10 protein-coding genes are annotated in these 14,468 nt (G+C 65.4%); 5 read left to right on the forward strand and 5 right to left on the reverse strand.

All coding sequences use genetic code 11. The features are described from left to right. Window positions 1-38: 38 nt before the first annotated feature. The 5 genes from OM513_RS18840 to OM513_RS18860 are packed head-to-tail and all read right to left on the reverse strand — an operon-like array spanning window position 39 to window position 7,072. Entirely contained in the window at window positions 39-2,114 is a 2,076-nt protein-coding gene (locus OM513_RS18840) for a DUF3604 domain-containing protein (protein WP_264946319.1), read from the reverse strand. A 54-nt stretch (window positions 2,115-2,168) separates the two neighbouring features. Continuing rightward, complete coding sequence (locus OM513_RS18845) at window positions 2,169-3,026, reverse strand: BadF/BadG/BcrA/BcrD ATPase family protein (protein WP_264946320.1); 858 nt, start codon at window positions 3,024-3,026, stop codon at window positions 2,169-2,171. Next, complete coding sequence (gene dld, locus OM513_RS18850; RefSeq protein ID WP_264946321.1) at window positions 3,026-4,840, reverse strand: D-lactate dehydrogenase; 1,815 nt, start codon at window positions 4,838-4,840, stop codon at window positions 3,026-3,028. Before dld ends, OM513_RS18845 begins: the two co-directional genes overlap by 1 nt. Beyond that, on the reverse strand, window positions 4,830-5,981 hold the full coding sequence (gene nagA, locus OM513_RS18855; RefSeq protein ID WP_264946322.1) for an N-acetylglucosamine-6-phosphate deacetylase: 1,152 nt from the start codon (window positions 5,979-5,981) through the stop codon (window positions 4,830-4,832). The genes dld and nagA overlap by 11 nt, the downstream gene beginning before the upstream one ends. Continuing rightward, window positions 5,978-7,072, reverse strand: coding sequence for an SIS domain-containing protein (locus OM513_RS18860; RefSeq protein ID WP_264946323.1), 1,095 nt, complete (start codon window positions 7,070-7,072; stop codon window positions 5,978-5,980). Before OM513_RS18860 ends, nagA begins: the two co-directional genes overlap by 4 nt. Before the next feature lie 140 nt (window positions 7,073-7,212). Here OM513_RS18860 and OM513_RS18865 point away from each other — a divergent pair, with 140 nt between their 5' ends. The 5 genes from OM513_RS18865 (at window position 7,213) to OM513_RS18885 (ending at window position 14,446) form a co-directional block, all read left to right on the forward strand. Then, window positions 7,213-8,310 carry an anhydro-N-acetylmuramic acid kinase gene (locus OM513_RS18865; protein WP_264946324.1) on the forward strand — a complete coding sequence of 366 codons (1,098 nt, stop codon included), beginning with the start codon at window positions 7,213-7,215 and terminating at the stop codon, window positions 8,308-8,310. Between the two features lie 148 nt (window positions 8,311-8,458). Beyond that, a complete protein-coding gene (locus OM513_RS18870) occupies window positions 8,459-11,191 on the forward strand; it encodes a TonB-dependent receptor domain-containing protein (RefSeq protein WP_264946325.1) in 2,733 nt (910 codons plus the stop codon). Between the two features lie 64 nt (window positions 11,192-11,255). Then, on the forward strand, window positions 11,256-12,818 hold the full coding sequence (locus OM513_RS18875) for a sodium:solute symporter family transporter (protein WP_264946326.1): 1,563 nt from the start codon (window positions 11,256-11,258) through the stop codon (window positions 12,816-12,818). Between the two features lie 7 nt (window positions 12,819-12,825). After that, entirely contained in the window at window positions 12,826-13,725 is a 900-nt protein-coding gene (locus OM513_RS18880; protein ID WP_264946327.1) for an N-acetylmuramic acid 6-phosphate etherase, read from the forward strand. Next, a complete protein-coding gene (locus OM513_RS18885) occupies window positions 13,718-14,446 on the forward strand; it encodes a GntR family transcriptional regulator (protein WP_264946328.1) in 729 nt (242 codons plus the stop codon). Before OM513_RS18880 ends, OM513_RS18885 begins: the two co-directional genes overlap by 8 nt. The last annotated feature ends 22 nt before the right edge of the window (window positions 14,447-14,468 follow it).

Here is a 14,468-nt window from a genome sequence, read left to right on the forward strand (position 1 = left end):
TCCAGACCCGCCGCTCCGCTCCCCGCGAATCCGCACCGTCAATTTCGGGAGATCCAGATCGGGCTCGACCACGCCATATCGGCAGTGGAGTGGGAATAGAGGCGCCCGGGATATTCCTCCACCTGCCGTACCCGAAGATAATACATGGCGTCGCCCTGGAACCCGTTGTCGGTGAACTCGAAGATGCTGGTCTCGCCATCCGGCCGCACCTGATACACTGTCTGATATTCGCCATTCTGCAGCCGGACGATTTCCACCAGCGCCAGCTTGTTCGTCCCAGCCACGCGCACTGCGAAGCCGGGCTTGCCGCCGGTCGTATATTCGCTGCCCATCGGATGGCCGCCGCTGGAGAAATCCAGATAGATCTGCGTGCCAGTCGTGGCATAGGCGGTGCGCTGCCCCAGCGCGTTCCAGATCGCGTCGCGATCATTGCGGGGAGCGACTACTCCCGCCAGCCCGCCGGAATGGCGGATATCGATCGTATCGTTGTTCGCGCCCGGCTGCCCGAGGTGATTGTCCGATGCGCCGGTTACGCCGATGCGAAACCCCTTCTTCCACGCATATTGATACGACCATTGGGCGTCGGCCGGAGTCTCGAAGAGCTGGGGCTCGTCGTCGGGCTGAACGAGATGGCGGCCGTTCCAGAGCGAATACATCTCGCCGATCGGCCGGTATTCGTTGCTGACCTCGTCCTGCCAGATATCGTGGTTCGGGAACGGCCACGACACGTGCGGCATGGTGAGTACCGGCGCGCCCTGACGCTTGAGCGCCCCATGGAGCGCCGGATAGTCGGGATATTGGATGTGGTCGAACGGCTTTCCCGCGCGATCCTTGTACATCACGATGTAGTGGTTCAGCTCCGGCGTCCATTCGAAGCCGTAGAAGGTCGAGAACCGTCCCGGCCGGTAGAAGCTGTCGGAAATGTCCTGCGACGCCTGCCAGACGTGATCGGTGAGCAGCCGCGAGGCATGTTCGGACGTGCTCGCGAAATCGAGCCCGCTGGCGTTGAGGGCATAGCAATAGGCGCTGACCGCATTTGTGAAATTGGCGCGGTGATCACCCGCCAGGTTCAGTTCCTTGAAGGTGTTGGTGCCGGTCGTGTTGAGATCCTGGCCGGAATCGACGGTGAACAGCCCCTGATTCGCGGCGCCCGATCCGGTGTGGAAGTGCAGGTCTCCGAACAGATGGTGCTGCTTGATCTCGCCGTGCTGGACCCAGGCATATTTGTAACGGACGGGCAGCTTGCCGCCTTGCGCAGCCGCCTCGATCTTCTGGAATCCATTGGTGTTGAACGTGACAGGGACGACGACGCGGCCGTGATCCCGCGCTGTGAATTCGGCGGTCGCTGCGATCCTGGCCTTGGGGTCGGTGGAGCTCAGGCGAACGCTGCCGGTATAGCCGGTCGCGAGATTGCCGAACCGGTCGATCGCCACGATGGCCGCCTCGAACGGCTGCCCCGCCACCACGTCGGACGGGAAGTGGACGGCGAGAAAGCGCGCACGCGCCGGTTCGATATCGAGCGCCGGAAAGCGCGGCGCGACCTGCCATTTCGCGTCGCCGGCGGCCTTGGTCGCGTAGCGGATGTCCACCTTACCCGCGACGCTGCGCACCCTGCCGCGATAGAAGACCGAGAGCGTTTCACCTGCGGCCAGCGGCGCGGCCAGCGTCGCCTGGATGATGCCACCCAACACCCCGGTGATCGTGACGTCCACCTTCGCGCCGGTCGAGGTGGTGGCCCAGGCGTAACCCAGGCCTTGCGGTTCGGCGGTCTGGGGCGGGCTGAACAGCAACGATTCCGTCTCGGCATAGGCGACGGGAATCTCGATCCGGATCCCCGCGCCGTCCCCCTGCGCCGCATCTGGCCGATAGTCATAGCGCAGCGTCTGCAGGCTCGCGGCCGGTGCGCTCGTCATGTTGACGGTCAGTTGCCTTCCGGGGTGCGCATCGGGTGACGCGCTGGTCAGGCATTGCGCGAAACCGTCTTTCTGTGCGTTCGGGATCGGGGCGGCGACCGGGGCCGGCGCGGCGGGCATGCCAGCCCCGATCAGCGACATCGCGCCTCCCAGGCAGGCGATTCGGGCGGTCAGCGTGAGCGGCTGCGAAGAAGGTTGCATGAAATGTCCTCGACCCTTGTCTGTCTTCGTATCAATCTTGCGGCGCCGGCGGGCCTAGGCGTGTTTCGCGAGCTCGATCGCGCCGTCCAGCGGATCGCCGAGCGCGTCCGAAAGGCGCGACACGGTGCGCTCGCGCAGCCATGGCTTCATCCGCTGCGAAAGCCCGCCGACCAGCGCGCAGCGCTTCGCGCCGCGCTGGAAAATCGTCTCGATGAAGCGCTCGATATGCTGCGCGGCGTCCTCGACGATCGAACGCGCGATCGCATCGTCGGCCTCGGCATAGTCCATCACGACGGGAGCGAAGCTCGCATAATCCTTGGGCGTCGCTTCATCCATCCAGCTCACCACGCTCGCCGTGTCATGGTCGAAGCGGGCGGTGATGGCGCTGCTGAGGGGCGTGGATTTGGTGCGTCCGTCCAGCGCGCGCAGGGCATGCCGCACCGCGCTCAGCCCCAGCGCCGCGCCGCTGCCTTCGTCCGAGATCGGAAAGCCATATCCGCCGATAGTGAAGCTGCGCCCCTCCGCGCGGACATGCGCGACGCTGCCCGTGCCGATGATCAGGACAGCGCCGTCCTCCCGCCCATGCGCGCCGAGATTGGCGATATAGGCATCCGATTGATAGGCGACGGAGGCGAAGGGGAATTCGAACGCGCGCAGCGCCTCTGCCGCGCCCTGCCTGCCGAAACCGGCGACACCGATGCCGGCGCGGATCGTGGCGATCTGGCCATCGTCCAGTCCGGCCTGTCGAATCGCCTGGTCGGCGGTGCCGGACAGGGTTTCGTATAGCTGGGGGAAGCCGATCCGGGTGTTGGCGGCGCCGCCAGCTCCCGTGCCGATGACGGTGCCGTCCGCACTGGTGAGCCTGGCCCGGCAATTGCTGCCCCCCGCATCAATGCCCAGATAAAATACCATCACGCGATTCCTTGCGTAGAAAGGGGTTCTGCCGCGGCGGCCGGACCGCGGGCGGGCTCGTCGATCCAGGATCGGCTTCGGGCGGTGCCGCCTATCCCGGGATTCAACTGGTTGCGGGGATCGAGCGCGCGGTAGAAGCGGGCGAGTGCCGGTTTCGCGACATATTGATGGCCCACATTATGCTCGGCCGGATATTCGGCGCCGCGCGCATCGAGCCACGCGCACATCCGGCGCTTGAAAGCGGCCGTGTCTGCTCCTTTCCGAAGCACATAGTCCTGATGGAAAACGTGGCAGAAGAAATGGCCGTAACACAGGGCGTGCAACACGTGCCCCTCGTCGTCCGCAGGCAGGAAATCGTCCCAGTCGCGCGCGCTGCGGGGCAGGGCGACGTCCAGCGCGACGATATCCTCCACCTCGCGCCGATGCACTGCGCGATAGCGGACCGCGGCACCGGCGATCACGAAACGGTGCAGGAATGCCTTGGAGGCATCCCGGGCGCTGCATTCGTGGAACGCCCCTCCGCCCGTATCGAAAACCCGCGCGAGCAGTTCGCGCGTTTGCTCCGCGATCGTCGAGGACAGTTTCAGGATCAGATGATGTTCGAAACGGTCACGATATTCGCGCATCCATGCGGGCAGGGGATCGGGAAGCAGCCTCCCGGCCCGCTGCAACATCCTTTCGCTCACATCGGGGCCGAGGATCTGCGCCCGCGCCGCCCAGCCATCGATCCGGGCCTTGGCCGCGAACAGGGCGGGCAGGCGATCGGTGCCCAGCCGCTCGATCGCGAAGAAGGTATCGCGCCCATAGCGATCCGCCATGTCGAACGCGGCGCGATGGATATATTCGGCCGAGGTCGGCAGGACCGGAAATTCCGACAGGACCGTCCGCCGGATCGTATCGAGCCGCCGTGGATCGTTGGTCCCGACATAAAAGGTGGTGGTCGCCTCGTCTTTCTCGAAACTGTCGAGGCGGACGGCGAAGACGATCACCTTGCCCGCGCTGCCCGATGCCTCGAACAGGCAGCGTTCGTCGGCGTTGAAGCGCGCGGGCCGGCCGCTGTCCACGTCGCGAACATGGTCGGCATAGCTTTCGTCATGTGCCCGTCGCGCGGGTGCTCCGTCGACATCGGCGTCGGTGAAATCTCCGCGCTCCAACCGGTCGAGCATGGCCTCCGGCTCGTCGCCGAGCGCTATGCCGAGATGATTGACGAGGCGAAGCTCGCCGTCGGGATCGACGGCGGCGAACAGCGCGAGCTGGGTGAACGCCGGCCCGCGCTGGATCAGCGATCCGCCCGAATTGTTGCACACCCCGCCCACCACCGACGCTCCGAAGCAGGAAGAGCCGATCACCGAATGCGGTTCCCGGCCCAGCGGCCGCAGCCGCTTTTCCAGCGCGTGCAGCGTCGTACCGGGCAGGCACACCACCTGCGCGCCGCCCCGAAGGAGGTGGATGGCGGATATCCGTAGCGTGGAGATGAGCACGACCCCGCCGGGATACTCGTCTCCATCGGGTGTCGATCCGCCGGTGAGCCCGGTATTCGCGGCCTGGAGGATGATCGTGCGGTCCGCCTTCACGCAGGCCTGCACCACCTTCCATAGCTCGACCAGGCTCCCCGGGCGGATGACCGCGATCACCGCTCCCGAACCGCTGCGATATCCGTTGCGATATCGCCGGGTGGCAGGGGCGCTGGTAAGCACGTGCCTGCGTCCGACGATCGTCCGGAGCCCGGCGATCAGGGCGTCACGGCCCGCCCGATCCGCCGCGCCGGAAGCGCGCCATGCGGAGCCCGGTGTCGAGACGGGATTACTCGCCATTCTCGCTCAGATCGCCCGCGATCCAGCTCCGCCTTACGACCAGCCTGTCGTCCAGATGCGCCAGATCGGCCTGAAGCCCGGGCAGGATGCGCCCCGTCCGGTCCGCGATGCGGAGGAAATCCGCCGGGTTGCCGCTCGCCAGCCGCGACGCGGTCACCATGTCGAGCCCGAGCAGGCCGATCGCGTTCCGGAAGGCCTGCGCCATGCTCAGGGCCGATCCGGCCAGCGTCCCGTCCACGCCTTTGCACACCCCGTCCTCGATCCGGATGTCCTGTCCCATCAGGTTGAAATGCCGCATCTTTCCCCCGACGGGGGGCATAGCATCGGTGACGAGCATCACCCCGTCCAGCCCCCTCGCGGCGAGCGCCACCTTCAGCGCCGCTGGGTGGACGTGATGGCCATCGGCGATGATCCCGAAATGCGTGCCCCGGTCTTCCAGCGCGGCGCCCACCATGCCGGGCGCGCGCGCGTTTAGCTGCGTCATCGCATTGTAGAGATGGGTGAAGCCCGCCAGTCCCTCGTCCAGCGCGCGGCGGGTCTGGTCATAATCCGCCAGACTGTGCCCCGCGCATACCAGCACGCCCGCTTCCGCCAGATGCCGGATCGTCCCGTCCGGTGCGAGTTCCGGGGCCAGCGTAACGATCCGCGGCCCCAGGCTGGGCGCGGTGAGCAGGGACATCGCCGCCTCGTCCAATCGCGAGAATTTCTCCGCGAGGTGGATGCCCTTCTTGGCCGGGTTGAGGTGCGGCCCTTCGATGTGCAGGCCCAATACGCCCGGTACGCCTTCGCCGAGCGCCCGTTCGGTACTGGCGATGGCCGCGGCGACCACGGCCTGATCGTCGCTGATCAGCGTGGGCATCAGCCCGGTGGTGCCGAAGCGGCGGTGCGCGCGTGCGATGGCCGCGATCCCCTCGACGGTCGGCTGGTCATTCAACAGCACGTCGCCGCCGCCGTTCACCTGCGTATCGATGAATCCGGGCAGCAGCCACCCGCCGCCAAGATCGAACCGGGCATAGTCCGATGGCACCTGGGCGGCCTCGACCAGATCTCCGATCCGGCCGTCCGCGATCAGCAGCGCGCGATCCTCCACGATCGCGTCCGGCAGGACGATGTTCGCGCCGAGAAGGGCGAAGGGTTTCATAGCGTGCGTGTAACCTTGCTCAGATGCGGCGGCCGATCGGGATCGCGCTGCCGCATCAGGGCTATCCTGTTGGCCAGCGGGTAGAAGCTCAAGATCGATGCGATCGCGCTGAGCACCGGATGACAGGCGGTTGCCGAGGGCAGTTTGAAATCAGCCAGCGCGATGTCTTCATCCATGCCGGATGCGATGATCCGGGAGCCGCGCCGGTGAAAGTCCGCCAGCCTGTCGGCGAGTCCCGCCCGGGCCTGGTCGATCGGCCCGATCACCAGTACGGCGTCGTCTCCACCCACCAGCGTCATTGGCCCGTGGGCCACCTCCACGATGCTGAACGCCTCCGCGTGCAGCCCGGCCGCTTCCTTGAACTTCAGCGCCGCCTCGCCCGCGATCGACAGGGTAAGCCCGCGCCCCAGAACGAGCATGTCGCGGGTGCCGGCAAGCAGCGGCGCGGCCGCGCCCCAATCCGCTTGTCCAGCCTTGCGCAGGACATCGCCGATATCGTTCAGAGCGGCCAGCAACAGCGGGTCCCCGGTCCATTCCGCGGCGAGATGCGCGATGGCGGTGAGGGTGCAGACGAAGCTCTTGGTTGCCGCGACGCTCCGTTCGGGGCCTGCATGGACGGGGATGACATATTCGGAAAGCGCGGCGAGCGGCGATTCCACGTCATTGACGATGGCGATGACGATCGCGCCCCGCCGTCGCGCATCTTCCGCCGCCGCGATCAGATCGGGGCTGCGGCCGGACTGGGAGATGACGATCAGGGGCACATCGCGGAATTTGGGCGAGGTGGTTCCGTAAATCGATCCGATAGAGGGCGCGTGGCTGAGCGTCGGGGGGCCGCCATGCGTTTCCAGTACGGCCTTGGCGAAGGCGGCCGCCTGATCCGAACTCCCGCGCGCCAGCGTCGCGACGAAGGGCGGATCGATTTTGCGCAGCCTGGCGCCGAGATCGCGCATCAACTCCGCATTGGCGGCGATCTGTGCTTCGCACCGCTCAGGGCTTTCCGCCGCTTCCGTCACCATCAGCGATGGATGGTTGGAGGCATCATTGTCACAGGCCATGGCGCGTAATACCAATATCTTGAAATGGCGCAATTGGTTTTATAGTGGTTGCATACCTGCTCCGCCTTATGCAGAGAGAGAGTTGGTGTTGTGGCGTGGCTTCGGCTGGCATGGCCCTTCCGTCGCCAGGCCGGGGCTTACTCCTCTCCGGCTATATAGTGGAATAGAACGAGATGCGCGTCCTGGGATATATGAGTGGTACGTCGCTCGATGGCGTAGACGCGGCGATCATCGATACCGACGGCCATGAGGTTCAGCATTTCGGCCCCACGGCTTTCACGGGATTCACCGACGGCGAGCGGGAGACCATCGCCCGCGCGGTCGAGGCCGGGCTGCGATGGAACGGGGAGGGTGCGGAGCCGGCCGAGTTCGCCGCCGGGAGCGCCGCGTTGCATGACGTGCATCTTCGCACCGCGGGCAAGCTGCTCGCCAGGAATCGCGGCGCGCTCGATCTGGTCGGTTTCCACGGCCAGACCGTGCTTCACCGACCCGAGCGCGGGCTGACGGTTCAGATCGGCGATCCCGCCCGCCTGAGCGAGGATCTGGGCGTGCCGGTGGTCGCCGGGATGCGGCAGGGCGACATGGCGGAGGGCGGGCAGGGCGCCCCGCTCGTGCCCGTCTATCACGCGGCGCTTGCCGCGCGCGTAGGGGGCGGCGCGGGGCCGATCGCCTTCCTGAACCTTGGCGGTGTCGCCAACGTGACCTGGGTGGGCGCCGATGGTGCGCTGATCGCCTTCGACACCGGCCCGGCGTGCGGATTGATCGATTCGCTGGTCCGGTCGCGGGGGGCGGGCGCCTGTGACGTGGGCGGGGCGCTCGCGGCCCGCGGCAAGGTGGATATGGCGGCCTTGGGCGCGATGCTCGATCATCCCTTCTTCGACAAGCGCGGCCCCAAATCGCTCGACCGGTATGATTTCTCGCTGGAGCATGTCGGCGCGCTGAGCCTCGTTGACGCGGCTGCCACCCTCACTGCTTTCACCGTGGAAGCCGTGGCCTTGGCTGTGGCGGCGTTTCCCGAGCCGCCGCGCAGGTGGGTCGTTTGCGGCGGCGGACGGCACAATGCGACGATGATGCGTGCGTTGGCGCAGCGGCTGGGCGATTGCCGGTCCGCGGACGGCTTCGGCCTGCGCGGCGATTTCATCGAGGCTGAGGCGATGGCGTTCCTGGCGGCCAGATCGCGCCTGGGGCTGCCGCTCACCTTCCCGAATACCACCGGCGTGGCCCGGCCGACCTGCGGCGGGGAGGTGTGGGCGCCAGTGCATTACGTTTGACATTAAAGATACCAAAATAATACCAAAGCTTGACATGTCCGCAGAACATATCGAAAAGGTATTATCGATGGCGTGCCGCATTCGCCCGCGCCGCCATCAAAGATGTGATCGGGAGGGGGCGAATTCCCAAAAATGGAGGGTCGGCATCATGAAGCGTAATCTTGGCAGTGTGGTCGGCATGGTGGCCCTGGCCGCTTCGCTCGCGTCGCTTCCCACCTCGGCCTTGGCGCAGGGAGCGGGAACGGATCAGACCGATGACAATGGCGGCGGCGAGATCGTCGTCACCGGATCGCGAATCCCCACCGCGGGCCTGCAGACCACGAGCCCTGTCGTTGCGGTTTCGCAGGAAGATATCGCGCTCCAGACCGCGCTTACGGTCGAGGACTTCTCGACCAAGCTGCCGCAGCTTTCCGGCGGCGTCCGGCAGGGCTCGCAGGGCAGCGATTCGTTCGGCGCGCAGGTGCTTGAACTCCGCAATTTCGGCCAGAGTCGTTCGCTGATCCTGATCAACGGCACGCGCGCCGCGCCGTTCAGCTTTCGCAACTCCTCCGACGTCAATGCGCTGCCGGCCTCGCTCATCAAGCGGGTCGATGTGCTGACGGGCGGCGCCGCCGCGGTCTATGGTGCGGACGCGGTCGCGGGCGTGGTGAACTTCATCCTGGACGACGAGTTCGAAGGCATGCGTGCCTCCGGCGTCGCGCGCATTTCCGAACATGGCGGGGAGCAGTTCGGCGGATCGCTGATGGTCGGCGGTGCCCTGGGCGATCGCGGCCATGTGGTGGTCGCGGCCGATTATACCCAGCGCAGCGGATTTGATGCGGGCAGCCGCGATTGGGCCTATACGCCCGGCGCCACGATCCCGAGCATCGGCGGCAGGTTCACCGACGTGTCGAGCGGCCGCGTCTTCGGGTTTACCGACGATGGCCAGTTCACGACGGCGCCATCGGCCACTTCGAACATCAGCGACCAGTATCCGCTGGTCTCGTCGCTGAAGCGCATGAACGTCGCCGCGCTCTTCAAATATGAGCTGACGCCCGCGGTCGAGGTCTATGGCCGCGCGATGTATACCAATGTGCGCACCGATGAGACGGGTACGCCGGGCGCCAATCCGCCCTCTGTCGACCAGGTCGTCCAGATCTCCGAAACCAATCCCTATCTCACCCCTGAGGTCCGCAACCAGCTTACCTTTGTCAGTGGGATCGCCAATGTGCGTGTCCAGCGCTCGTTCGCCGAACTGGGCGTTATGACCTACAATACCGAGCGCGATACGCTGCAGACGCAACTGGGTTTCCGCGGGCCGGTGACGGACAATATCCGCTGGAACGTCTACGCCCAGTATAGCCGCTCGACCGAGGAATCGCCGATCGTCGGTGACGGCCTGGTCAAGAACAGCTCGGGCCAGAACATCTTCGGGCTGGTGGTGAACCAGATCGACATCTTCGGCCCGAACGGCGAGGGCGTGGCAAAGGCGCTGGGCAGCACCATTTTCAGCAACGGGCGCGATCGCGACCAGTTCGTTACCGCCGCGACGCTGAGCGGTACGTTCGACGACCTGTTCGTGCTTCCCGCCGGTTCGGTCGGGTTTGCGGTGGGCGCCGAGTATCGCAGCGAAACCGGAACCATCACGCAGGACACGGCGATCCTGACCGGCAATACCTACAAGCAGGGCGTCCGCAGCGCGTTCAGCGGCGAATTCGACGTCAAGGAACTATATGGCGAATTGCTGGTGCCGTTGCTCCACGATCTGCCGCTGATCCAGCAGCTTGACGTGGGCGGCGCCTATCGTCTCGCTGATTACAACCTGTTTGGCACGCACGGCACCTGGAAGGGCGAGGCCAACTGGAAGGTGGACGATAGCATCCGGCTTCGCGGTACCTATCAAAGCGTGCTGCGCACCCCGAACTTCGGGGAGTTCGCGGCCGAGACCTCGTCGCTGCCGTTCAGCAACCTCGTCACCGTCGCCCGGCTTACGCCGCGCTATGCCGGCGATCCCTGCGTGCTCGGCACGGGGGACACGGCACAGTGCGCGCGCTTCGGGGCGCCGGCCGTCGGGTCCGCCAATTCCTTCGATCCCAGCTATCTCACGGGTTCCTATTTCTACGGCGGCAACCCGAGCGTGCAGCCCGAAAGCGGCAGGACGACCACCGTCGGTATGGTGCTGACCCCCACGTTCGCGCCGTCGCTGAACATCACCCTGGACTGGTATGAGCTGGATCTGGAAGGCGCGATCGGCGTCATCCAGCCGGTCAGCGCGATCACGAGCTGCTACATAACCGATCCGCGCGCGGACAATCCGCTCTGCGCGCTGGTCACGCGCGATCCCACGACCGGCTATTTCGTCGATGCGTTCGTGAACCAGCAGAACCTGGGCCGCCTGACGCAGCGCGGCATCGATATCTCCGCCAGCTACACGCTTCGCTTGGCCGGGCTGCCGGGCCGTGGCGTCCGCTTCAACTATCAGGGCAATATCGTCACCAGCTATGTGATCCAGGCCAACTCCACCGTCGCGCCGGTGCAGTGCAAGGGCACGTTCGGTGCGGCGTGTTCGAGCGACGCGACGACGCTGGTCCAGCCCGATTATCGCCACGATGCTTCGGTGTCCTGGCTGTTCCGGGACGGCATGGTCCAGTTCAACTGGCAGCGGATCGGCAAGGTCAGCAACAGCGCTCCCGGCGCGACCGATAGCATTGCCGCGCAGAACCTCTTCGACCTGACCGGATCGTGGGATCTGAACGACATGTTCACGATCAACGCCGGCATCTACAACCTGTTCGACAAGGATCCGCCCTTCGTGGCCACGGGTGGCGTGTTCAACACCTTCCCCGATACCTACGATATCCTCGGGCGCACCTATGGCCTGTCGCTCACGGCACGGTTCTGACCGTCTCTGCAAGGGTGCCCGGCCGCCGTGCCGGGCACCTGTGGTTCGTAGGTGAGTGACCGAAATGCTGCCCTTTACTAGCTTCGACTGGATCGTGATCGCGATCTACGTCTTCCTGTTGTTCCTGGTCGCCTGGCTCTGTTCGCCCAAGAAGACCGAATCCGCGCGGGACTATTTCCTCGCCGGTGGCACCATCCCGGCATGGCTCGCCGCGATATCGGTACTTTCCACGACGCAATCGGCGGCGACATTCCTGGGCGGCCCCGATTACGGCTACAAGGGCGATCTGACCTATCTCAGCACGATAATCGGCGCATTCCTGGGCTATGCGTTCGTCGCGCATGTGCTGATCCCGCGCTTCTATGCGATGCGGGCGACGACCGTCTACGAACTGCTTGGCCAGCGTTTCGACGCTCGCGCGATGAAATGGGCGGGAGGCATGTTTCTGACCGGGCGGCTGTTGGCCAGCGGCGCGCGAGTCTATCTGGCCGCGATCGCCATCGCGATGGTGATGACCGGTACGGTCACCTTCGCCAGCGTCATCTTCGCGGCCGCCGTGCTTCTGATCGCGAGCTTTGCCTTCACGTTCTTCGGTGGGCTGAAATCGGTGATCTGGAACGATTTTCTCCAGTTCAACGTCTATGTCGTCGCGGCGCTTGCGATCCTGGTCTATCTGCGCCTGTCCATTCCCGCCACCAACGCAGAGATTCTCGAGGCGCTTTCGACGGCGCCCGGCGGCGTGGACAAGCTGCGTCTGTTCGATCTGTCGCTGGACCTTTCCCACCCCTTCTCGATGCTGGCCGTGCTGACCGGAGTCGCGCTCCTCTATGTCGCGAACGCGGGGCTGGATCAGGATACGACGCAGCGGCTGCTGGCGTGCAAGGACGCCAAAGCCGGCGCGCGCGGTCTCTATATATCGGCGGTGGCGACGCTGCCCGTCGTCGCGATTTTCGTGTTCATCGGCTCGCTTCTGCACATCTTCTACGGCCGGCCCGACCTGATGCAGGGCGTCGGCGGCCAGGCCGCTGACCTGGTCGCCGGGGAGAAGGTGAACGTGTTCATGTATTACATCCTGACAGAGGTGCCTTCGGGCCTGCGCGGGCTTGCCACGATCGGCATCGTCGCGGCGGCGGTTGGGACGACTACCTCCGCACTCAATGCGATGTCGTCGGTGATGATCCAGGATTTCTACCGGCCGTGGCGGGAGCGGCACGGCCAGGTCGCCGAATATCATTTCGTCGTCGCGGGGCGGGCGGGAATGGCGCTGATCGGCCTCGGGATGTTCGTTCTTTCGGCGCTTTCCTATTATTGGCAGCGCAATTCACAGATGGGTCTGCTAGAATTCGCGCTTCAGGTCATGGTGTTCGCCTATGCCGGACTGTTGGGGGTCTATTTCACCGCCGTCTTCACGCGGCGCGGGAACACCAGTTCCGTCGTGGCCGCGCTGTTCGGCGGTTTCATCGCGGTTTTCCTGCTTCAGCCGGCGATCGCACAGGCGCTGCATTTCCCGGAATTTCTCGCCGGATTGTCCTTTCCGTTCCAACTGTGCGCGGGAACGCTCGTCGCCGCCGCGATCTGTGCGGCACCCGCCGGGCGCCCGGCACAATTGAAGCTGACCAAGAGTTGAGGATCCCATGAACACTGAAGCGCGTGATCCTCGGTACGTAGAGATCGACCGCTGGCCGACGGCGATTGCCGTCGAGGCGATGATCGAAGCCCAGATTTCCGCGGTCGCCAGCCTTCACTCGCAAACCGAAGGTCTTGCCCTGGCGGCCGAATGTGCGGCCGAGTGGCTCGGCGACGCGGGCCGGCTGGTCTATGCCGGTGCGGGTACTTCGGGCAGGCTGGCGGTCCAGGACGGTGCGGAGCTGTTCCCGACCTTCGGCTGGCCGCACGAGCGCCTGCTGTTCCTCATGGCGGGCGGGATCAGCGTGTTGACGAAGGCCGCGGAGAAGGCCGAGGACGATGCAGACACGGCGCGCCGGGAGATCGCCGCGGCGGCGATCGGCGATGGCGATGTGGTTATCGGCGTGGCCGCGAGCGGCAGGACGCCCTATACGCTCGCCGCGATCACCGCGGCGCGTGACGCCGGGGCGCTGACGATCGGCATCGCGAACAACCCCGGCAGCGCTCTGCTGGAGGCGGCCGAGTTCGGCCTTCTCGCGCAAACCGGCGCCGAGGTGATCGCGGGCTCCACTCGCATGAAGGCAGGGACCGCGCAGAAGGTTCTTCTCAACACGCTGTCCACCGCGATCATGCTCCGGCGCGGGCTCGTCTATGACGGCATGATGGTCAACATGAATATCTCGAACGAGAAGCTTCAGGTCCGTGCGGAGAAGATGATTCAGGACATCGCCAGCGTGGACGCCGATGCCGCCGCGTCAGCGTTGAACACCGCGGACCTTGATATCAAATTGGGCGTGTTGTTGGCGCTGGGGCTTGATAAAGTGCAGGCGGGTGAGCTGCTCGGAAAGTACAAGCAGAATTTGCGGCAGGCATTGAATGCGATGCGGGGGGATGGGGCGGATGCGTGAGATTTTCGGCGGCTTCAAGGACGACAGCACGCCCCTCTACTTGCAGCTCGCCCGGAATCTGCGCGACCATATCGAGAGCGGGGCGGTACATCCCGGCTGCGCGCTTCCGTCCGAGCGCGACCTTTCGGAGATGGCCGGCCTTTCGCGCGTTACGGTGCGGAAGGGCATCGGCCAGTTGATCGCCGAGGGCGTTCTGGTCCGGAAACAGGGTTCGGGGACCTTTGTCGCGCGGCGTATCGAGGCACCCGGATCGGCGCTGACAAGCTTCAGCGACGATACCCGGACACGCGGAGAAGAGCCGGGCATAGTCTGGATGATCAAGGACTATGCGCAACCCACCCAGGAAGAAGCGGTGGTGCTCAAGATTCCCGCGACCCAGCTCGTCGCGCGGTTGAGCCGTGTCCGTCTCGCCGATGGCGAACCGCTGGCGATCGAGCATGCCGTCGTCTCGTCGGAATTTCTTCCCGACCTCGGGGCTGTCGGGGACTCGCTCTATCTCGCGCTGGAGGCGAACGGCTTTCGGCCTACCACCGGAACCCAGCGCGTACGCGCGTCGCTGGCCTCCCCAACCGAGGCCGGCATTCTCCGGATCATGCAAAATTCCGAAGTCATGCGTATCGAGCGTGTAACCAGCATTCCAGACGGGCGCGTGGTGGAGTTTACCCGATCCGTTTATCGCGGGGACCGCTATGATTTCGTTACGGAGATTCAGAGCCCTTAGAGCGGGGGCTCACAACCGCCAT

Source organism: Sphingomonas canadensis (assembly GCF_026013525.1).
Classification (GTDB): Bacteria; Pseudomonadota; Alphaproteobacteria; order Sphingomonadales; family Sphingomonadaceae; genus Sphingomonas; species Sphingomonas canadensis.